We start from the raw sequence: 20,400 nt of genomic DNA, 5'->3' as shown, positions 1-20,400 counted from the left end.
AACTTCCCGCTTGGCTCATCGGCCAACATCCACGAAGGGGCCGCACGTGCCCGAAAGCGGCGTCCCACTCCGCGAACTGCTGGCCGCTCTCGGCGGCCCGGTCGGCGACGGCCCGGTCCGGGTGGCCACGGCCGGCGGCGGCCTGGAGGGCCTGGTCCGGCACGTGTCGATCCTCGACCCCGAGGAGGAGCCGCACGCGATGCAGGGCGACCTGCTCCTGGTGGTCGGCCTGCGCGGCCGGGCGGCGGCGGGCACGGTCCGGGCGGCGGGCGCGGCCGGCGCGGTGGCGGTCGCGGTCAAGGGCGAACACGCGGTGCTGCGCGAAGTGGCCGACGCGGCCGGCGTGGTGCTGCTCTCGGTGCGCCCGGAGGCCCGCTGGGAGCAGGTCGCCGCCCTCGCGCACGCCGCGTTGGACGAACGGCCGGACGCCGAACCCCCGGACGGCGGCGACCTGTTCTCGCTCGCCCAGACCACCGCGATGCTCACCGGCGGCGGAGTGAGCATCGAGGACAGCGCCAACCGGGTGCTCGCCTACTCGCGCGCCACCGGGCCGGACGAGGCGGACGAACTGCGCCGGTTGTCCATCCTGGGCTGGCAGGGGCCGGAGGAGTACATGGCCCGACTGCGCGACTGGGGCGTCTTCCACCGACTGCGCAGCACGACCGAGGTGGTCGCCGTCGAGGAGCGCCCGGACCTGGGCATCCGCCGCCGGCTTGCGGTCGGCGTGCATGCGGGCGGGCGCTGGCTGGGCACGATCTGGGTCCAGGAGGGCCGGCAGCCGCTCGCCGAGCGGGCCGAGGAGGTGCTGCTCGGCGCGGCACGGGTGGCCGCCCTGCACCTGGTCCGGCGACGTACCCGGCTGCCCGCCGAGGCCGGCGTGACCCGGGAGAGCGTCGCGGGCCTGCTCACCGGCGCGGTCGCGGCCCGGACCGCCGCCGCGCAGTTGGCTCTGGATCCGGTGCGGCCGGTGCTGGTCCTCGGCTTCGCGGTACGGGCGAGCACGCCGGACGAGTCGTCCCAGGAACTGGCCAGGACCGAGTTGGCCAACCTGGTCTCGGTGTACGCGGCGGCCCGGCACAGCCACGCGCAGGTCGCGCCGCTGGGCCCGCGGCTGTACGTTCTGCTGTCCGCGCCGCCGGCCGAATCGGTGGCGCTCGGTTGGGCACACGAGATCGCCGAGGCTGCGCACGGGCACCTGGGCCTCACCGTGCGCGGCGCGGTGGGCGATCCGGCGCCGAGCCTGGCCCGCACGGTGGCGGCCCGGGAATCGGCCGATCGGGTCCTGGACGCGATGGCGGCCGGCGGAGTGTCGGCCGAGGTGGCGGCGCTGTCCGAGGTGCGCCCGGAGGTGTTGTACGGCGAGGTCCAGGCGCTGCTGACCGACCAGCGGCAGATCCGCGACCCCCGGCTGATCGCGCTGCGGGCGCACGACGCCGAGCACGACACGGAGTACGCGAACTCGGTGCTGGCCTGGCTGGATGCGCTGGGCGACGTGCGGGCCGCCGCCGCTGGGCTGCACATCCACCCCAACACGCTGCGCTACCGAATCCGCCGGGCCGGCGAACTCACCGGCCTGGACTGGACCGACCCCAAGACCCGTCTGCTCGCCGCGCTGTTGTTGCGGCTGCCGGATTGAGGGCGCGGGGCGGTTGGGCGGTGGGGCGTTCGGTGAACGGTCGCTCCGCGGAACGGGCCGGGGGGTGCCGGTCCGTTCGACGAACGAAGCGTGGGTTGCGGCCGGTTCAGTGCACGTGGTTCGGTGCACGTGGCGCGGCGCACGTGGCTCGAGACGCGATCGGCCCGGTCAACGAGCCGTGAGCCCGGGTCGGTTGGGCGAACCGGTGGTCGACTGCGGTCGCCCCGTGGCGGAACGCTCAGACCCGGATGCCCAGTTCGGCCAGGAGGTCCAGGCTCACGTACTCGCCCCCGGTGCGCGACGCCGGGCCGTCGCACAGTTCGAGCGTGGCGGAGACCATCTGGTCCATGGTCTCGATCTGATCGGGCCGCAACTGCCCGCCGACCAGTTCTTCGGCACCCTCGCTGAGCACCGCGGCCCGCGGCTCGATGGTGTTCACCCGGATGCCGGTCCCGTACAGCTCCGCGGCCAACGCGTTGGTGATCCGGTTCAACGCGGCCTTGGACGCCCCGTACACCGCGGTCTTGGTGCCCAACACGCCCAACTCGAACGGCGGCCCCGCCCACGGCCGCGCGGTGCCGCTGGTCACGTTCACGATCCAGCCCTCGCCGCGGCCGGCCATCGCCGGCACCACCGCCTGACACAACTCCATCGGGGCGAGCACGTTCACCTCGAAGTGCAGCCGGGCACGCCGCTGCGGATACACCCGCAACGACGCGTAGGAGGCCATCGCCGCGTTGTTGACCAGGATGTCGATCGGCCCGCCGAGGCTCTCCTCGGCGGCCGGGACGATCCTGGCCCGTTGCGCCTCGTCGGACAGGTCGGCCACCACCACGGCGCTGCGCCGACCGTGCCGGGCTATCAGCGTCTCGGTCCGCTCCAACGACCCGGCCAGGTTCCCCTGCCGCAACGTCCGTGCGGTCACCGCCACATCGGCCCCCTCGGCCGCGAGCCGCACCGCCAACGCCGCCCCGATACCCCTGCTGGCCCCGGTGATCAATGCCCTACGTCCCTCGAACCGCTTGACCACGGCGTCCCTCCCTGGTTCCGGACAACTGCCTGCCGACACCATCCTCACAACAGTGGACTAGGTCAACCATCAGAACCCGAAATCCCACGACCCGGAATCCACGACGCACACCCCGCCCCCGAACGCATGCCCCCGGAGCAACCGGGCGCACACCACGGCGCGTGCTCCGTTCGTGTGCGCCGGCTGTCGTTCGTGGTCGGTGCGCTGTCACGCTGAGGGTATGGACGAGCAGACCCGAGACCCGCGCGAACCCGAGCACGTGATCGGCTTCGGCGGGACACACCACGCCACCCCCGCCGAGATTCGGGCCGAACTTCCCGCGGGACTCCGCAAGGAGTTCGAGGCCGAGTACGCAGCAGCTCTCGACGCCGCTCGCGACGATGGTGACCTGCAGCCCCTCGCCAAGATGCTGGGGCCCTGGCAGGCGGAGGTACGCATGCGCCGCAGCCCGGACTGGCCGGAGACCGAGGAAACCCTGCGCAAGCTCAGGGCCGGCCTGCCCGTCGACACCGTGCCCGCAGATCAGGTGGAGCGGGGAGGGCCCTGATGAGCTATCGCGTGGAGTCCACATACACCGTGCAGAGGTGGGTCAAGGGCGCACCGGCTCACGCCGCGCAGGCCTACTACGACATGGTGGGCAAGCTCGCGTCCGATCCATGGCGCGTCGGCTCCCCGACCAGGTCCTCGAACATGCGAGAGTACGCCTTCTGTGTGGAGGGCACCGCGACCTTCGTCATCGAGGACCGGTGTGTGACCGTCACCATCGTCCAGATCAGTTGACGCCGGCCGATCAACCACGACGACCCCGGCAATGCGGCTCGCCGCAGCCGCCGGACGAACCCGATCCGCTCGTCCGGCGCCTGCGGAGTGGGCCTAGCGCGGCAGGCCCAGTTCCCGGGCGATCAGCATGCGTTGCACCTCGCTGGTGCCCTCGCCGATTTCCAGGATCTTGGCGTCGCGCCAGAAGCGGGCCACCGGGTATTCGTTCATGAAGCCGTAGCCGCCGTGGATCTGGGTGGCGTCGCGCGCGTTGTCCACCGCGCTTTCCGAGCTGTACAGCTTGGCCAACGCGGCTTCCTTCTTGAATCGCTCGCCGTGCACCAGCAGCGAGGCCGCGTGCCGCCAGGCCAACCGGGAGTTGTGCGCGCGCATCTCCATGTCGGCGAGCTTGAAGGCGATCGCCTGGTTGGCGCCGATCGGCCGGCCGAACGCCTCGCGTTCGCCGGAGTAGCGCACCGATTCGTCCACACAGCCCTGGGCCAGCCCGGTGGCCAGCGCCGCGATGGCCACCCGGCCCTCGTCCAGGATGGACAGGAACTGGGCGTAGCCCCGGCCGCGTTCGCCGAGCAGGTTCTCGGCGGGCACGCGTACGTCGGTGAAGGACAGTTCGCGGGTGTCCGAGCAGTTCCAGCCGACCTTGGAGTACGGCGGGGCGACGGTGAAGCCCTTGGTGCCGGCGGGCACGATGATCGTGCTGATCTCCTTGCCGCCGTCGCCCTTGGTGCCGGTGACCGCGGTGACGGTGACGAAGCCGGTGATGTCGGTGCCGGAGTTGGTGATGAAGCACTTGCCGCCGTTGATCACCCACTCCCCGGTCGCCTCGTCCAGGCGCGCGGTGGTGCGGGTGGCGCCGGCGTCCGAGCCGCCGCCGGGCTCGGTCAGGCCGAAGGCGCCGAGCATTTCGCCGCTGGTCAGCTTGGGCAGCCAGGTCTCCTTCTGCTCCTTGGTGCCGAACCGGTGGATCGGCATCGCGCCCAGCGAGACGGCCGCCTCCAGCGTGATGGCGACCGAGGAGTCGACCCGGGCCAGTTCCTCCAGCACCAGGCCGAGTGCGAGGTAGTCGCCGCCCATGCCGCCGTACTCCTCCGGGAACGGCAGCCCGAACAGACCCATCCGCCCCATCTCGCGCACGATCGCATACGGGAATTCGTGCTTCTCGTACAGCTCGCCGATCGCGGGGGCGATCACGTCCTTGGCGAACTCGGCGACGGTGCGCCGTAGTTGCTCGTACTCGTCGTCGAGGCGGTGGTCCAACATGGGGCAGGCTCCCGGATTCGGTGGCGGGGCGGCTCGGCGCGCTCGTGGCGGCACCGGTCCATGGGGGTGGGTCGGTCGGCCGCCGGTGGGCAGCCGGGTGGTACTAGGAGTTCGGGTCGGTCAGCGTCAGGCCGTGTGCGTCCACCCGCTTGCCCGCCAGCGCCTGGACCGCGCGCGAGGGGCTGGGGCGGCCGAGCAGTTCGGCGATCCACACGCTGGTGGCGACCAGGGCGCCCAGGTCGACGCCGGTCTCGATGCCCAGGCCGTGCAGCATCCAGACCAGGTCCTCGGTGGCCAGGTTGCCGGTCGCGCTGTCCGCGTACGGGCAGCCGCCCAGGCCGCCGGCCGAGGCATCCACGGTGGTCACCCCGAAGCGCAGCGCCGCGAGCGTGTTGGCCAGGGCCTGGCCGTAGCTGTCGTGGAAGTGCACCGCGATCTTCCGGGCCGGGACGCCGGCCTCGGCGAAGGCGGTCAGCAGCGCGGTGACGTGTCCGGGCGTGGCGACGCCGATCGTGTCGCCCAGGCTGAGCTGCGAACAGCCCATCTCGACCAGGGCCTTGCCCACCCGGACCACCTGGTCGAGCGGTACCGGGCCCTCCCACGGGTCGCCCCAGCACATGGACAGGTAGCCGCGCGTGTCGATGCCGGCGGCGCCGGCCCGCTCGACCACCGGACGGAACATGTCCAGCGATTCGGCCACCGTGCGGTTGAGGTTGCGCCGGGCGAACGTCTCGGTGGCGCTGCCGAACACCGCGATCCGACGCGCGCCCAGTTCCAGCGCACGATCGAAGCCGCGCTCGTTGGGCACCAGGACGGGCAGCCGGCGATTCGCCGTCGCGATCTCGGCGTCCGCTTGTACCGCCGCGAACACCTCGGCGGCGTCCGCGAGTTGCGGCACCCACTTGGGCGGTACGAAGCTGGTCACCTCGATCGTGCCCAGGCCCGCGCGGGCCAGCCGGCGGACGAACTCGACCTTGGCCTCGGTGGGCACCACACCGGATTCGTTCTGCAATCCGTCGCGGGCGCCCACCTCGTGGATGAACACCCGCTCCGGCAGCCCGGGTTCGCGGTGGGTGTCCGGCAACTGTCGCGTCATCGGGCCTTCGCCTCCAGGTCGAGCGATCCGCCGAGGGCAGCATCCGAGGACCCGCCAGCCGGCCCGCCCGGCGCCGCGGCGACCGACCCGTCCACAGAATCGTTCCCGTCCGCGGCCGACGGCTCCTGCGGCGTCACCACCGCCAGCGTCTGATCCATCGCCACCGACGCACCGGCCGGCGCGCCGATCTCGGTGACCACGCCGTCGAAGGGCGCGGTCAGCGCGTGTTCCATCTTCATCGCCTCCACCACGACCACCGTCTGGCCGCGGGTGACCCGGTCGCCGACCGCGGCCTTGACCACGGTCACCGTGCCCGGCATGGGCGAGGTCAGCGCGCCGCCGGCCGACGCCCCGCCGGCCGCCTCGGCCCGTACGGTCTCGACCTCGCTGACCCGCCAGGTGTCCGGCCCGTAGGCGAGCCAGCGCACCCCGGACGTCTCGGCGACGTAGTCGAAGCGCTTGGTCAGGCCGTCGTGTGCGACCGCGAGCCCACCGGGCACGACCTGCACCGACGCCGGCACCGGCGGGCCGCCGTCCACGGAGACCTCACCGCCGCGCACTCGAACCTCGATCGGCTCGCCCGGCCCGATCCGCAACACGTGCGTGTCCCAGGCCGGCCCGCCGACCCGCCACCCGGTCTGCGCCGAGAACGGATCCACCCACCCGGTACCGGTGTTGCGTTCGGCGCGCGCCGCGAGCGCCGCGGCGACCGCCACCTCCGGCGGAGCCGGATGCCCGGTCAGGTCGTCCGTCCGGGCCTCGACCAGCCCGGTGTCCAGGTCGCCCGCGAGCACCGCCGGGTCGCCCAACAGGCGGTACAGGAAGCCGAGGTTGGTGGTCACGCCCAGCACCCGGGTCTGCGCGAGGGCCGCACGCAACCGGGTGATCGCCGTCGCACGGTCCTCGCCGTACGCGATCACCTTGGCCAGCATCGGGTCGTAGGAGCTGCCGACCTCGCCGCCCTCGCGCAGCCCGGAGTCCACCCGGACGCCCTCCAGGTCCGGCTCACACACCGTCAGCACCCGTCCGCCGGTGGGCAGGAAGCCCCGGTCGGGGTCCTCGGCGTAGATCCGCGCCTCGACCGCGTGGCCGTGCATGGACACGTCGGACTTGCCGATCGCGGCGCCGGCGGCGATCCGCAGCTGGCTCTCCACCAGGTCGACCCGGGTGACCAGTTCGGTCACCGGGTGCTCCACCTGGAGACGGGTGTTCATCTCCATGAAGTAGAACGAGCCGGGATCGTCGGCCGGCACGATGAACTCGATGGTGCCCGCGCTGACATAGCCGCAGGCCCGCGCGGCGCGCACGGCGGCGGCGCCCATCTCGGCCCGGGTGTCCGCGTCCAGCAGGGCGGACGGGGCCTCCTCGATGATCTTCTGGTGCCTGCGCTGCAGGCTGCACTCGCGTTCGCCCAGGTGCACGACCGTGCCGTGGGTGTCCGCGAGCACCTGGATCTCGATGTGCCGGGGCCGGTCGATCCAGCGCTCGATCAGCAACGTGTCGTCGCCGAACGCGCCCTTGGCCTGCCGGCGGGCCGCCGCGATCTCGTCCGCGAGCAGCGCGCCGTCGTGCACCAGGCGCATGCCCTTGCCGCCGCCGCCCGCCGACGGCTTGATCAGCACCGGAAAGCCGATCTCGCGGGCGATGTCGACGAGTTCGCCGTCGCTCATGCCGGCCGCTCCGCCGCCCGGAACCACCGGCACGCCGAAGGCCGCGACCGTCTCCTTGGCCCGGATCTTGTCGCCCATCAGCTCGATCACGCCCGCCGGGGGTCCGACGAAGACCAGCCCGGCCCGCTCCACGGCGGCGGCGAACGCGGCGTTCTCGGAGAGGAATCCGTATCCCGGATGGATCGCCCGGGCACCGGATCGCAGCGCCGCGGCGACCACCGCGTCGCCGTCCAGATAGCCGGGCACCGCAACGGCCACGTCCGCCTCGCGCACGTGCCGCGCGTCGGCGTCGCCCGGCCCGTACACGGTGATCGCACGCACGCCCAGTCGGCGCAGCGTGCGCAGCACCCGGACCGCGATCTCGCCTCGGTTGGCGACCAGTACAGCCTCGAACACGTCGTGACCCCTCACATCCGGAACAGACCGAATTGCGGCTGCGCCAGCGGCGCGTTTCCGCACGCCGTCAGCGCGAGCCCCAGCACGGTGCGGGTGTCGAGCGGGTCGATGATCCCGTCGTCCCACAGCCGCGCGGTCGCGTAGTAGGCGTTGCCCTGCCGCTCGTACTGGTCGCGGATCGGCTGCTTGAACTCTTCCTCGCCGGTCCAGCTTCCGCCGCTCGCCTCGATCTGGTCGCGCTTGACGGTGGCGAGCACGGTCGCCGCCTGCTCGCCGCCCATCACCGAGATCTTGGCGGTGGGCCACATCCACAGGAAACGCGGACTGTACGCGCGGCCGCACATCGAGTAGTTGCCCGCGCCGTGCGAGCCGCCGATCACCACGGTCAGCTTGGGCACGCGCGTGGTGGCCACGGCGGTGACCATCTTGGCGCCGTGCTTGGCGATGCCGCCGTGCTCGTAGTCCTTGCCCACCATGAAGCCGGTGATGTTCTGCAGGAACACCAGCGGCACCCCGCGCTGGTCGCACAGTTCGATGAAGTGCGCGCCCTTGACCGCGGATTCGGCGAACAGGATGCCGTTGTTGGCGACGATGCCCACCGGGTGGCCGTGGATCCGGGCGAACCCGGTGACCAGGGTGGTGCCGTACTCGCCCTTGAACTCGTGGAAGCGCGAGCCGTCCACGATCCGGGCGATCACCTCGCGCACGTCGTAGGGCGTGCGCGCATCCGGCGGCACCACGCCGTAGAGCCCGGCCGGATCGACCGCCGGCGGTTCGACCTCGCGTACGTCCCACGGCAGTTGCGGCCGGGCGCCGAGCGTGCCGACGATGTCGCGGACGATCCGCAGCGCGTCCTTGTCGTCGGCCGCGAGGTGGTCGACCACGCCGGAGATCCGGGCGTGCACGTCACCGCCGCCCAGCTCCTCGGCGCTGACCACCTCGCCGGTCGCGGCCTTCACCAGCGGCGGGCCGCCGAGGAAGATCGTGCCCTGGTTGCGCACGATCACCGTCTCGTCACTCATCGCCGGCACGTACGCGCCGCCGGCGGTGCACGAGCCGAGCACCGCGGAGATCTGCGGAATGCCCTTGGCGCTCATCTGCGCCTGGTTGTAGAAGATCCGGCCGAAGTGCTCCCGGTCCGGGAAGACCTCGTCCTGCATCGGCAGGAACGCGCCGCCGGAGTCGACCAGGTACAGGCACGGAAGCCGGTTCTCCAGCGCGATCTCCTGCGCCCGCAGGTGCTTCTTGACCGTCATCGGGTAGTACGTGCCACCCTTCACGGTCGCGTCGTTGGCCGCGATCACGCATTCGCGCCCGGCCACCCGGCCGACGCCCGCGATGATGCCCGCCGCCGGCGCGTCGCCGCCGTACATCCCGTCGGCGGCCAGCGGCGCGACCTCCAGGAACGGCGTCCCCGGATCGAGCAGCGCCTCCACCCGGTCGCGCGGCAGCAGTTTGCCGCGCGCGGTGTGCCGCTCCCGGGCCCGTTCGCCGCCGCCCAGGGCGGTCGCCGCCAGCCGGTCCCGCAGCTCGCCGACCGCGCGTTCGTGTGCTTCCGCGTTGGCCCGGTACGTCTTCGCCCCCGGGTCGGCGGCTGTGCCGAGCACGCTCTCCATGACACCGCCTCAAGTTAACCTTCGTTCACCTGCCCCCGAGGTTAACCACGGTTAATCCGAGTGTCTAGCATGGACACATGACCGTGAGCCGTCGAGAGCAGATCCTGCAGGTGGCAGCCCGCCTGTTCGCCGAGCGCGGCTACCAGGGCGTGGGCATGGACGACATCGGCGCTGCGGTGGGTATCAGCGGCCCCGCGCTGTACAAGCATTTCCGGGGCAAGGAGGCGATGCTGACCGAGCTGCTGGTCGACATCAGCGAAAAACTCCTGGCCCGGGGCCTGGAGCGGGCCGCGATCGAGGATCCGGCGGACGCGCTGGCGGCGCTGATCGAGGGTCAGGTCGACTTCGCGCTGCGCCACCCGGACCTGATCACGCTGCACGACCACGCGCTCAACCAGGTGCCCACGGCCGAACGGCACCGGATCCGCCGGGTGCAGCGCGCCTACGTGGAGATCTGGGTCGAGGTCGCCCTCAAGGCCCACCCGGGCCGGTTCGACGACCGCGAGGCGCGGGCGGCGGTGCATGCGGCCTTCGGCCTGATCAACTCGACCCCGCACACCCTGCGCACCCCGCAGCGCATCCTGGCGCCGATGTTGCGCCGCATGGCCCTGGGCGCGTTGTCGGCTGCGGCCACGCCGTAGCCGCGGGCCCGGCCCGTGTCACCAACCTCACGGGTGAATTCATCCAGTGCCGGGCGCGGCAACGTTCGCCCCGGCGCGGCACCAGCCGGCTTCGTACGGGATGTCCACCGCGTCGGTGCGGCCGGACCAGGACAGGTCCAGGTGCCAGCAGCCGGGCGCGGGCAGGTCGATATTCGACGGGCCCGGGCCGTCTGCGACCTCGCGGGTGACCACGTCGCCGCGGCCGACCAAGGTCGCCTCGATCCGCAGCGCTCGACCCGGCCGGTCGCCATCGGCGGGGCCGGGGCGGGCCGCCCACAGGATCCGGCTCGGTCGACCGGGCCGGGCCGGGGCCGAGTACGGATAGCCGAGCAGTATCGCGACGATCTCCCCGCGCGCGCCGAACACGTGCGGGGCGGACGCTCCCGGGGCGAGGCCCGCGCGCGCCCACTCGGGTAACTCCCCGCGGGCGACCGCGGACGCGCACGCTCCGGCGCCGCTCGCCGGCGACGCGGAGACCACCGCCCGGTACCGGGACGGCCCGCCGCACGCCACCAGGAGCGAGACACTCAAGGCGATGAGCGGAGCGGCCCGGCGGCGCTGCGATGACATGACGCTCCCAACGGCCCGCCCGGCCGGTCCCGTTCGGGCCGCGACGCTGCCTCGTGGTGGACCCGGGACCCCCGAGGAATCCGATGGGTGATCGACCGACTCCGTTCGGTGACTCGTACGAGAGTTCCGTTCCCGGGCGTGATCCGTCAACCCCGTCCCACGGGAAGAGATCGCGGGGTTCGGGCGCGACCACCTCGGGTCGGCACGGGAGCCGGGCCTCGGGACGGATGCCCGGCGTCGGTGCCGAGGCGGTCGGCCCGGGACGGCCGCGACCGGATCCGAAGCCGAATCCGGTCGCGTGTGGGTCCTCAGCCGCGTCGACCCGATGCCCGGATGGTGATGTTGAGCCGGCCGGAGGTCAGGCCGGTGGCCGGATCCCCGGTGCCCGGGCGGATTTTGGGCACCCCGTGGTAGGCGAGCCGGGACGGGCCGCCGAACACCACCAGGTCGCCGCCGAGCAGTTCCACGTCCGTCCACGGACGGGTGCGCGTCTCGGTGTTGCCGAAGCGGAACACGCACGCGTCGCCGATGCTCAACGACACCACCGGCGCCGGGGAGTCCTCGTCGGCGTCCCGGTGCAGCCCCATCTTCGCGTCCGCGTCGTAGAAGTTGACCAGGCCGATGTCGTACGGGTCGGTCGGGATCGACCCGTACACGTCGGCCACCGCCCGCCGGGCCAACCCGCCGAGCAGCGGCGGAAACGGCTTCACCCGCTCCCCGGTTGGCAGTTGCTCGCTGTAGCGATACGGCTCCCAGTACAGCCCCAGACACACGCTGCGCACGCTCATCACGCCACCCGAGGGCATCACCACGCGGCCCATGCCGGCCGGCGGCGCGGCCCACTCCCGGGCCGCCACCACCAGGTCGCGCTGCTCGTCGAGCGAGAGCCAGTCCGGTACGTGCCAGGCCCCGGGGGCGATCTCGGCTCGCTCCCGGGGCAGCGGGAACAGTCCGTCGCTCACCCCGGGTACCCCATCACCCGAGACGGGCTACGCCAAGTCACGGCGCGCCGCCCGCCGATGGCCGGCCGACGCGCCGTCCGCCGCACTCGGCCGGTCGCATACCGCTCACCCGCCGGTCACCCACTTCGGCGCGCGCTTCTCCCGGAAGGCCGCCATGCCCTCGGTCGCGTCCGCGGAGGCGAACAACTCGGCGGAGCGCTGCGCGAGGGCTCGGCCGTCCCGGTCGAAGCCGGCCCGGACCGCGCCGGTGGTGAGCTTCTTCGATTCGATCAGCCCCTGGCGCGAGCACAGTCGGAACGAGGCGACGAGCGCCTCGACCGCGTCGTCCGCACCGCCGACGCCGTCGACCGCGCGGGTGAGCAGCCCGATCCGCTCGGCCTCCACACCGTCGAACACGTCGCCGGTGAGGAAGTACCGCGACACCGAGCGCGGGTCCATCCGCGGCGCCGTGGTCAGCGAGATCACCGCCGGGCTGAGCCCGAGACGCGCCTCGGTGAAGGCGAAGGTGGCCTGCGCGGGCGCGATCGCCAGGTCGGCGGCACCGACCAGACCGATGCCGCCCGCCCGCGCGTTGCCGCGCAGGTGCGCCACCACCGGCACCGGTACCTCCACCACCAGGCGCAGCAGCGCGAGCAGTTGCTCCGCGCCCTGGGCCATGCCGCCCGCGGCGGCCTCGCGCAGGTCCATGCCCGAGCAGAAGGTCGGTCCGGTGTGGGTGAGCACCACCGCGCGCACCCGCTCGTCCACGCCGGCCTCGGCCAGGTGGTGACGCAGCCGGGCGACCAGACGCGCGGAGAGCGCGTTGCGGTTGGCGGGCGAATCCAGCGTGATGGTCGCGATACCGTCGTCCAGGCTCATGCGCACCGGGTCGTCGGTCGGGGTCGGGTGTCCCGGCTCGGCGTTCGGGGTGCTGCGTACCGGCTCGGCGTCCACGGTTCTCCTCCGGGTTCGGGGCGGTCGGCGCGACGGCCGGGGGTGGCCCGGGCCGCGCGGGCCCAGCGCCGCGACCGGCGATGCTTGCCCGTCGCGATACTGGTGCCGTGGGGGCGTGTCTTCGACCCCCGCCGAGCACCACGACGCCCGACCGGCGATCGAAGACACGTCCTAGATCCTCACACGAGCGGCTCACCTTCGATCGAACCGCGTCGCTTTCATGTTCCTTTCATGTCGAGCGCGCACATTGGGACGACACGCTTTGTGCCGAATCCACACGGAGGGTGTCCGCGTGCGACCGTGGGGCCACCCGCAGTAATCGTTCCCCCGGATCCGCCGAATCAAGGAGTCGCCGCCATGACGCCCGCCGCCGACACCGGAACGCCGCCGCACATCCTCGTCGTCGACGACGAACCCGCCGTCCGCGAGGCGCTCGAATCCAGCCTGCGCTTCGAGGGCTACCGGGTCACCCTCGCCGACGAGGGCGTGGCCGCGCTCACCGCGATCGCCGGCGACGAGCCGGACCTGGTGCTGTTGGACGTCCTGATGCCGCGGATGGACGGCCTGACCGCGTGCCGGCGACTACGCGCCCGGGGCGACACGCTCCCGGTGCTGATGCTCACCGCCCGCGACGCGGTCGGCGACCGGGTCACCGGGCTCGACGCGGGCGCGGACGACTACCTGGTGAAGCCGTTCGAACTGGACGAACTGCTGGCCCGGGTACGGGCGCTGCTGCGGCGCAGCGCGATGTCCGGACCGAGCGAGGCGGTGGACGACGCGCTGGTGTTCGCCGACCTGCGGATGGACACCGCCGCGCGCGAGGTCACCCGGGCCGGTCGGCCGATCGATCTGACCCGAACGGAGTACTCCCTGTTGGAGCTGTTGCTCACCCACCCGCGCCAGGTGCTGACCCGGGAGCAGATCCTGCGCAACGTCTGGGGGTTCGACTTCGAACCCGCGTCCAACTCGCTCGACGTCTACGTGATGTACCTGCGCCGCAAGACCGAGGCGGGCGGGCTCCCCCGACTGGTGCACACCGTGCGCGGCGTCGGCTACGTACTGCGTGCGGCGGAGACACCGGCCTGATGCATCGTCACCTGCCGCTGCGCGCCCGCCTGGCGCTGCTCACCGCGCTCGCCGTCGCCCTGGCCGTCGCGGCGGCCGCGGTGACCTGCTGGGTGCTGACGCGCAATCAGCTGCACGAGCAGATGGACCGCACCCTGGCCACCACCGGGACGCCGTTCCTGAATCCGCGCGGCGGGCCCGGCTCCACCATCTCCGACATCTGCGCCCACCCGGCACCGCAGTTCCAGCGCGGCCTGTTGACCTACCAGGTGATCCGGGCCGACGGGTGGTCGTGCACCCAGTTGGGCACCGCGACCGACCCGGTCGGCCCGGTGCCGGTGAGCGCGGCGGACAAGGAGGTCGCGGCGGCGAACACGGCGGAGGACCGGAAGGTCGTCTTCCACGACGCGACGACCAGGGACGGCAAGCACGTCCGGGTGATGACGCAACACGTGAGCCGGGACACGGCGGTGTCGGTGTCCCGGCCGCTGGGCGAGATCGAGAGTTCGCTGGACAGCCTGGCCGTGTGGCTGGCGATGGTGAGCGCGATCGGCATCCTGGGCGCCGCGACGCTGGGCCTGTTGGTGGCCCGGGCCGCGCTCAGGCCGGTCGACCGGCTCACCGAGGCGGCCGAACACGTGGCCCGCACCGAGGATCTGGACACCGTGATCCCGGTCGCCGGCAAGGACGAAATCGCGCGCCTGGGCCGCTCGTTCAACGCGATGACCGCCTCGCTCAAGGCCTCCCGGCTGCGCCAGCAGCGATTGATCGCCGACGCGGGACACGAACTGCGCACACCGCTCACGTCGTTGCGCACCAACACCGACCTGCTGCTGCGCAGCGAGCAGACCGGGCGGCCGATTCCGCCCGCCGACAAGGAGCGTCTGCTGCGCAACGTCAAGGGGCAACTGGTCGAACTCTCCGACCTGGTCGGCGACCTGCTGTCGCTGGCCCGCCCGGAGCACGTGGCCGGCACGCCGCCGACCACGAGCGCCGGGCTGCACACCGCGATCGAACGGGCGGTGGAGCGGGCCGGATTGCGCGCACCGGACGCGCGGATCGAGGTGGAGATCGAGCCCTGGTACGTACGCGGCGAACCCGCGGCGCTGGAGCGGGCGGTGGTCAACCTGCTCGACAACGCGCTCAAGTTCGGCGGTTCCGGCAGCGAGGCATCCGTGCGGGTGCGGCTGGTGGACGGCGAACTCACCGTGCGCGACCACGGACCCGGCATCGCCGCCGACGACGTCCCGTACGTCTTCGAACGCTTCTGGCGCGCGCCCGCCGCCCGCGGCCTGCCCGGCTCCGGCCTCGGCCTGGCCATCGTGGCCCGTACGGTCGCCGACGCGGGCGGCACGGTGGCCCTGGAACCGGCGGACGACGGGCCCGGCACGATCGCCAGGATCCGACTGCCGGGAACGGCGGGGTAGACGCGCGTCGGGTATGGCCGACCCCGGCCGGCCCGCCGCTCCCGCCGATCACGGGTCGCCGCCGACGAACGATCACGGGTCGCCGCTAGTGCCGCGCCCGGCAACGTTCACCCCGTCGCGGCGCCCGGCACGGCACCTCGCCGCCCCGCCGAAACGTCCGAGTACTCCAGTACGAGAACGTTCCGGCGGCACGCCGATGCACCGCACCGAACACCGCGACGGGGCAAACGTTGCCGGGCGCGGCACTAGCGAATCACCTGGATGCGTGCGGTCGCGGTCGCCACGGCCACGGGTCTGCCGTCCGCGCCGACGAGTTCACCGGCCAGGAAGCACACCTCCCGGCCCCGTTGCACGACCCGCCCGCGCCCCAGAAGCCGTCCGGGGCGGGCGGGCCGCAGGAACTGCACGTGCAGATCCAGCGTCGGTGCGAACCGATCCGCCGGCAACGTGGCGACCAGCGCCGGCCCCAGGGTGTCGTCGAGCATCGCGGCCAGAAACCCGCCCTGGATCACCCCGACGGGGTTCACGAACCGCTCGTCGGCGGCGAACGCCACCTCGATGGTCCCGGCCTCCGGATCGACCTCGACCAGTTCCCACCCGAGCAACACCGCGGCAGGCGGCGGCGCGACCCGCCCCTCCACCACGTCCCAGAACGGTCCCCGTCTGCGCTGCCCGTCGGTATCCATACCCCCAGTGAACGCCACGTCACCGACAGGTCGGCCGGATACCGCCGCGCCTCGTTCGGCCCGAACCGTCCCCGCTGCCGTGCCTCAGCTCTCGTCGGCCCGGGTCGGGTCGCCATGACAACGCCCGGTGGTCACGGTCGGCGCCGTTGTGCGCAAGCGGCGCCACGCCGTGCCCAAGTACAGGGCCAGGCCCACGTTCACGGTGACGGCCGGGGCGATCAGCGGCCAGGCGAGCGAGTGCGGGGCGACGAGGCCGCGGTTGACGACCATGGCGGGCAGGGTGGCCAGAACCAGGAGCACGCCGGACACGGCGGCGGCCGTCTCGCGGGTGGGTGGCACCGCGCCGGGCGCCACCGCTCGGATGCCGCTGCTCGCACGCAGACCGGACAGGGCGGCGGCCGTGGCGAAGACGCAGCCGAAGCCGAGCAGAATCAGCCCGATGTTCACTGCCGGCGGTCGTTGTTCCCATGGACCGGCGGGGCCCGCGAGCATGGCGAGGCACCATACGGCCGCCAAGACGGGCAGTGCGCCGAGGGCCGTCGCACCCAGGCGTCGGATGCCACGTCGATGCACGGCCTCGTTGTAGGCCCGGGCCACGACGGCCGCGGCACCCCATTCGGCGACGGCTCGGCGCGCGGCTTCGCCCGGGTCGGCGCCGTCGGCCGCGTGGGCGTCGGAGCATTCCAGGAGCCCGTCGAGCGCCTCGTCGAGGATCGCGCGCCGGCGGCGACGCGGGCCGATCAATGCGGCGGCCAGGGCGTCGAGGTACTCCACGATCACGGCGTCCGGTTCCCTCCCGGCCCCGCTCACGGCGTGCCCGCCCATCCCGGCTCCACCCCCAGCACCCCGGACACGACCGAGGTGAACTCCCGCCAGGACGCCCGTTGTTCGCTCAACGACCGGCGACCCTCTCGGGTGAGTTCGTAGCTGCGCCGGCGACGACCGCCGTGGACGGACCAGCGGCCGGCGATCAGACCCGCCGTCTCCAGGCGGTGCAGTGCCGGGTACACGGTGCCGGTGGGCAGCGCAATGTGTCCGCCGCTTCGGGATTTGAGCTCCTCGACGATCGCGTAGCCGTGCTGCTCGCCGGGTTCCAACACCGCCAGCAGCATGCCTTCGAGATGCCCCTTGAGCACGTCGGCCTTCATGAGTAGTCAGGCTACACCGGGGCCCTTCGGCGATGCCGCCCGCCGACGCCCGGCCGCCGCCCGCGTCATCACCGGCCACTCGCCGAGCGCCACCCGCACCGGTCCGGCGGCCGGGGCCACCCATAGGTAGTCACGCTATGCATAGAATGCGCCTCCATACATAGCGTGACTACCTATTCGGAAGGTGGGACGAACCGTCGTGGAAGCGATGACGCGCTGGGTTCTCGGACACCGGCGCCTGGTGACCCTGGTGTGGTTGGTGCTCGCCGCAGCGGGCGTGGCCACCGTCGGCGGCACCGTCGATCGGCTCGGCCAGGGCTCGGAGTTGCCCGGCCGGCCCGGGCAGCAGGCCAACGACCTGATCGTCGAACGATTCGGCGGCACCGGCGGCCGCAATGCCCCGCTGCTGCTCGAACTGACCGTGCCGCACGACCGCCGCGTCGACGCGCCCGACGTGATCGCGCAGTTCGACGCGGTCGTCCGCCGGGTCACGCCGCCCGGCGGTCGGCATGCCTCGTACGCCGACGCCGGCGACCCGGCACTGATCTCGGCCGACAAACGCACCACCGTGGCCCTGATCCACCCGCCCGGCGGCGAGGGCCCGAACGCGTACGGCGCGACCGTGGGCCGGATCCGCGCCGCCGTGGCCGACACTCGGATCGCCGATGCGCCCGTACGGCTGACCGGCCGGCCGCTGCTGACCGGCCGGGACAACGGCGCAGCCCGCAGTCCCGTCGCCGAAACGCTGCTGGGCGCGGTGGGTGCGATCGTCGTCCTCGGCCTGACCTTCGCGAGCGGCCTGGCCCTGGTCCCGCTGCTGATCGCCGGAGTCGCCATCCCCACCACGTTCCTGCTCGTGGGCGGCCTGACCCGGGTCACCGAGGTGTCCTTCATCGTGCAGTTCCTGGTCGCGCTGATCGGCCTGGGCATCGCGATCGACTACGCGTTGCTCGTGGTGACCCGGTGGCGGGAGGAGCGCGCCCGGGGCGACGACCACGATCCGGCCCACCGCGTCGAGGCGATCGTGCGGGCCGCGGCCACCGCCGGCCGCGCCGTCCTGCTCAGCGGGGCCACCGTGGCGCTGTCCCTGGCCGCGCTCGTGGTCCTGCCCGTGCCGTTCCTGCGCAGCGTCGGCTACGCCGGTCTGCTGATGCCACTGGTGAGCGTCGCGGTGACGCTCACCCTGCTGCCGGTCGTCCTGTACGCGTGGGGCGCGCGCCTGGACGTCCCGCGCCGTGCCCCGCACCGCCCGGACAGTCGGCTGTGGTCGCGGATCGCCCGGGCCACCACACGCCGGCCGGCCCTGGCCGCGGCGCTCAGCGGCGCGTTGCTGCTCGCGCTCGCCGCACCCGCACTGACCCTGCGCCTGGGACAACCACAGGCGGCGTCGCTGGGCCGGGGCGGCGAACCGGCCCGGGTCTTCGCCACGATCGAGGCGGCGGGCTTCGGCGCGGGCATCGCGCAGCCGATCGAGGTGGCCACGACCGGCGATCCGGTCGCGCTCGCCGCGCGACTCGCGGCCGAGCCGGGCGTCTCGGGCACGCTCGCCCCCGCCGCGTGGGCGGACGGCGGCCTGCGGATCGTGGACGTGTGGACGAGGCGGGACCCGGCCACCGACGCGGGTCGCGACGCGGTCGGCCGGGTGCTGGCGGCGGCGCGCGCGACTCCCGGGACCGGGGCCGGCGGCGGTCCGGCCCAGGACCGCGACTTCGTCGAAGCCGTCTACGGTTCGCTGCCGGCCGTGCTCGCGGTGATCGCGCTGTTGACGTTCCTGGTGCTGGCCAGGTCGTTGCGCTCGGTCTGGCTGCCGATCAAGGCGCTCGTGTTGAACACGGTGTCCGTGGCGGCCTCCTACGGCGCGATCGTGCTCGTCTGGCAGGAGGGCTACGGCAGCGAACTGCTCTTCGACACGCCGGCCACGGGTGCGATCACCGTGTGGGTCCCGATGGCCGTGTTCGCGTTCCTGTTCGGACTGTCCATGGATTACGAGGTGTTCATCCTGAGCCGCATCCGCGAGGCCCATCTGGACCTGGCCGCCGAAGGCATGCGGGACACCACCGAGGACTCGGTCGTGATCGGCGTCGGCCGCACCGGGCGCCTGGTCACCTCGGCGGCGCTGATCCTGTTCCTTGCCTTCGTGGCGCTGTCCACCGTGCCGGTCACCGACGTCCGGATCCTGGCCACCGCGCTCGCGGTCGGCATCCTCGTGGATGCGACGATCGTGCGCGGCGTGCTCGCGCCCGCCCTGGTGACCCTGCTGCGCCGAGCCAACTGGTGGTTCCCGCCTGCGTTCGCCCGGCTGCTGCGGGTCGGGCCGAGCCGTCCCGCCGGCACCGGGACGGCCCGCCTCGACGCCCGTTCCCGACCGTGACGCGGCCCGCCCGGGCCCGCCGGTGGGCCCGGGCGGAGCGCATCCCGGCGCCCACCGCACCCGGGCGCGATCCGCGTCACTCCTGCGCGAAGGCCGCCAGGTGCTCCAGCAGCAGGCCGGTCAGGGCCTCCGCGCCGTTTTCCGGAACCCAGTGGTCCACGCCGGCGAGCACCTCGAAGCGGTACGGGCCGGTCACCGAGGCAGCGGTGGCCTCGGCGGCGGCGCGACCGAAGGCCACGTCCCGGTCGCTCCAGACGTAGAGGGTCGGGACACCGATGTCGCCGATGTCGCGCAGCACCTTCGGGTCGATCGCCCGGTACCAGTTCAACGCCCCGGTCAGTGCGCCCGGTTCGCGCAGGACCGCGAGGTAGCGTTCGGTGATCTCGGCCGGCAGCGAGGCGAGAACCGCGCGCAGGTAGGCCGCGTCGTCCGCCAGCAGCTTCTCCTCGGCCACCCCGCGGGTGCGGAACAGCCGCATGTACGAGGACTGTTCCCGCTGGCCGGTGGCATCGTCGCGGACCGCCGCGGTGAGCGCGACCGGGTGCGGCGTGGACACCACGGTCAGCGTGCGCAATCGCTCCGGTCGGAGGCCCGCGACCTGCCACGCGAGTGCGCCGCCCCAGTCGTGCCCGACCAGATCCACCCGGGGCACGCCGAGCGCATCCAGCACGGCGATGACGTCGCCGACCAACTCGTCGCGCCCGTAGGCCGATTCCTGGGGCGGTCGGGCGCCCGGCGAGTAGCCGCGCTGATCGAACGCGATCGCCCGGTAGCCCGCCCGGGCCAGGCCCAGGAGTTGCGCCGTCCAGGAGGCGGACATCTGCGGGAACCCGTGCAGGAACAACACCGGTCGGCCGTCGGCCGGACCGGCCACTCGGGCGTTGAAGACCCATCCCCCGGCCGGGATCTCGGCGGCCTCCACGAACGGTTGCGCGGATTCCGCGCCCACTGACCTACCCGCCGAGGTGTTCATTCGACCTCCGGATCGCTGTGTCGCGCTGTGCCGGTCTTCCGACCGGCAGCATAGGCGTCTCGGAACGCGAGATTCGCATCCCACGACCGTCCCGCGCCAGCCCCCGTCCGGCCACATGTCCA

19 protein-coding genes are annotated in these 20,400 nt (G+C 72.9%); 7 read left to right on the top strand and 12 right to left on the bottom strand.

The window, feature by feature from the left end:
• The first annotated feature begins 46 nt into the window (after window positions 1–46).
• Window positions 47–1,636, top strand: a complete 1,590-nt coding sequence (locus tag ACFZBU_RS20460; RefSeq protein WP_391585033.1) for a PucR family transcriptional regulator — start codon at window positions 47–49, stop codon at window positions 1,634–1,636.
• Window positions 1,637–1,874: 238 nt separating this feature from the next.
• Here ACFZBU_RS20460 and ACFZBU_RS20455 read toward each other — a convergent pair whose 3' ends face one another.
• Entirely contained in the window at window positions 1,875–2,666 is a 792-nt protein-coding gene (locus ACFZBU_RS20455; RefSeq protein WP_391585032.1) for an SDR family NAD(P)-dependent oxidoreductase, read from the bottom strand.
• Between the two features lie 220 nt (window positions 2,667–2,886).
• Here ACFZBU_RS20455 and ACFZBU_RS20450 point away from each other — a divergent pair, with 220 nt between their 5' ends.
• Together ACFZBU_RS20450 and ACFZBU_RS20445 are read left to right on the top strand one after the other, a co-directional pair.
• A complete protein-coding gene (locus ACFZBU_RS20450) occupies window positions 2,887–3,213 on the top strand; it encodes a DUF6247 family protein (RefSeq protein WP_391585031.1) in 327 nt (108 codons plus the stop codon).
• Entirely contained in the window at window positions 3,213–3,446 is a 234-nt protein-coding gene (locus ACFZBU_RS20445) for a hypothetical protein (RefSeq protein WP_391585030.1), read from the top strand. Before ACFZBU_RS20450 ends, ACFZBU_RS20445 begins: the two co-directional genes overlap by 1 nt.
• A gap of 93 nt (window positions 3,447–3,539) precedes the next feature.
• Here ACFZBU_RS20445 and ACFZBU_RS20440 read toward each other — a convergent pair whose 3' ends face one another.
• From ACFZBU_RS20440 to ACFZBU_RS20425, 4 genes are all read right to left on the bottom strand, one after another.
• A complete protein-coding gene (locus ACFZBU_RS20440) occupies window positions 3,540–4,700 on the bottom strand; it encodes an acyl-CoA dehydrogenase family protein (RefSeq protein ID WP_391585146.1) in 1,161 nt (386 codons plus the stop codon).
• Window positions 4,701–4,806: 106 nt separating this feature from the next.
• Complete coding sequence (locus ACFZBU_RS20435; RefSeq protein ID WP_391585029.1) at window positions 4,807–5,799, bottom strand: hydroxymethylglutaryl-CoA lyase; 993 nt, start codon at window positions 5,797–5,799, stop codon at window positions 4,807–4,809.
• The gene (locus ACFZBU_RS20430) at window positions 5,796–7,865 is read right to left on the bottom strand and encodes an acetyl/propionyl/methylcrotonyl-CoA carboxylase subunit alpha (RefSeq protein WP_391585028.1); all 2,070 of its coding nucleotides are present in this window, start codon (window positions 7,863–7,865) and stop codon (window positions 5,796–5,798) included. Before ACFZBU_RS20430 ends, ACFZBU_RS20435 begins: the two co-directional genes overlap by 4 nt.
• Window positions 7,866–7,876: 11 nt before the next feature.
• Window positions 7,877–9,481: a carboxyl transferase domain-containing protein gene (locus tag ACFZBU_RS20425; RefSeq protein ID WP_391585027.1), complete on the bottom strand. Its 1,605-nt coding sequence runs from the start codon at window positions 9,479–9,481 to the stop codon at window positions 7,877–7,879.
• Window positions 9,482–9,558: 77 nt separating this feature from the next.
• On the opposite strand from ACFZBU_RS20425, the gene ACFZBU_RS20420 reads away from it, so the two are divergent.
• On the top strand, window positions 9,559–10,122 hold the full coding sequence (locus ACFZBU_RS20420; RefSeq protein WP_391585026.1) for a TetR/AcrR family transcriptional regulator: 564 nt from the start codon (window positions 9,559–9,561) through the stop codon (window positions 10,120–10,122).
• A gap of 39 nt (window positions 10,123–10,161) precedes the next feature.
• Here ACFZBU_RS20420 and ACFZBU_RS20415 read toward each other — a convergent pair whose 3' ends face one another.
• The 3 genes from ACFZBU_RS20415 to ACFZBU_RS20405 form a co-directional block, all read right to left on the bottom strand.
• Window positions 10,162–10,674 (bottom strand): hypothetical protein, encoded by a 513-nt coding sequence (locus ACFZBU_RS20415; RefSeq protein WP_391585025.1) that lies wholly within the window; start codon window positions 10,672–10,674, stop codon window positions 10,162–10,164.
• A gap of 347 nt (window positions 10,675–11,021) precedes the next feature.
• Entirely contained in the window at window positions 11,022–11,675 is a 654-nt protein-coding gene (locus tag ACFZBU_RS20410) for an alpha-ketoglutarate-dependent dioxygenase AlkB family protein (RefSeq protein WP_391585024.1), read from the bottom strand.
• 105 nt (window positions 11,676–11,780) lie between these two features.
• Window positions 11,781–12,608, bottom strand: a complete 828-nt coding sequence (locus ACFZBU_RS20405) for an enoyl-CoA hydratase family protein (protein ID WP_391585023.1) — start codon at window positions 12,606–12,608, stop codon at window positions 11,781–11,783.
• A 357-nt stretch (window positions 12,609–12,965) separates the two neighbouring features.
• Here ACFZBU_RS20405 and ACFZBU_RS20400 point away from each other — a divergent pair, with 357 nt between their 5' ends.
• Complete coding sequence (locus tag ACFZBU_RS20400; RefSeq protein WP_391585022.1) at window positions 12,966–13,694, top strand: response regulator transcription factor; 729 nt, start codon at window positions 12,966–12,968, stop codon at window positions 13,692–13,694.
• On the top strand, window positions 13,694–15,100 hold the full coding sequence (locus ACFZBU_RS20395) for a sensor histidine kinase (RefSeq protein ID WP_391585021.1): 1,407 nt from the start codon (window positions 13,694–13,696) through the stop codon (window positions 15,098–15,100). The genes ACFZBU_RS20400 and ACFZBU_RS20395 overlap by 1 nt, the downstream gene beginning before the upstream one ends.
• A 245-nt stretch (window positions 15,101–15,345) precedes the next feature.
• Here the strand turns inward: ACFZBU_RS20395 and ACFZBU_RS20390 are convergent, their stop codons facing one another.
• The 3 genes from ACFZBU_RS20390 to ACFZBU_RS20380 all read right to left on the bottom strand — a co-directional run bounded on the left by ACFZBU_RS20390 (window position 15,346) and on the right by ACFZBU_RS20380 (window position 16,934).
• Window positions 15,346–15,786 carry a PaaI family thioesterase gene (locus ACFZBU_RS20390; protein WP_391585020.1) on the bottom strand — a complete coding sequence of 147 codons (441 nt, stop codon included), beginning with the start codon at window positions 15,784–15,786 and terminating at the stop codon, window positions 15,346–15,348.
• An 84-nt stretch (window positions 15,787–15,870) separates the two neighbouring features.
• A complete protein-coding gene (locus ACFZBU_RS20385; protein WP_391585019.1) occupies window positions 15,871–16,611 on the bottom strand; it encodes a hypothetical protein in 741 nt (246 codons plus the stop codon).
• A complete protein-coding gene (locus ACFZBU_RS20380; RefSeq protein ID WP_391585018.1) occupies window positions 16,593–16,934 on the bottom strand; it encodes a PadR family transcriptional regulator in 342 nt (113 codons plus the stop codon). Before ACFZBU_RS20380 ends, ACFZBU_RS20385 begins: the two co-directional genes overlap by 19 nt.
• 208 nt (window positions 16,935–17,142) lie before the next feature.
• Here ACFZBU_RS20380 and ACFZBU_RS20375 point away from each other — a divergent pair, with 208 nt between their 5' ends.
• Complete coding sequence (locus tag ACFZBU_RS20375; RefSeq protein ID WP_391585017.1) at window positions 17,143–19,305, top strand: MMPL family transporter; 2,163 nt, start codon at window positions 17,143–17,145, stop codon at window positions 19,303–19,305.
• 76 nt (window positions 19,306–19,381) lie between these two features.
• Here the strand turns inward: ACFZBU_RS20375 and ACFZBU_RS20370 are convergent, their stop codons facing one another.
• On the bottom strand, window positions 19,382–20,254 hold the full coding sequence (locus ACFZBU_RS20370; protein ID WP_391585016.1) for an alpha/beta fold hydrolase: 873 nt from the start codon (window positions 20,252–20,254) through the stop codon (window positions 19,382–19,384).
• Window positions 20,255–20,400 lie beyond the last annotated feature (146 nt).

The organism is Embleya sp. NPDC008237 (assembly GCF_042956465.1).
Taxonomy (GTDB): domain Bacteria; phylum Actinomycetota; class Actinomycetes; order Streptomycetales; family Streptomycetaceae; genus Embleya.
Note: the sequence above shows the minus strand (reverse complement) of the source record. Positions and strands in the feature narration are given on the sequence as shown.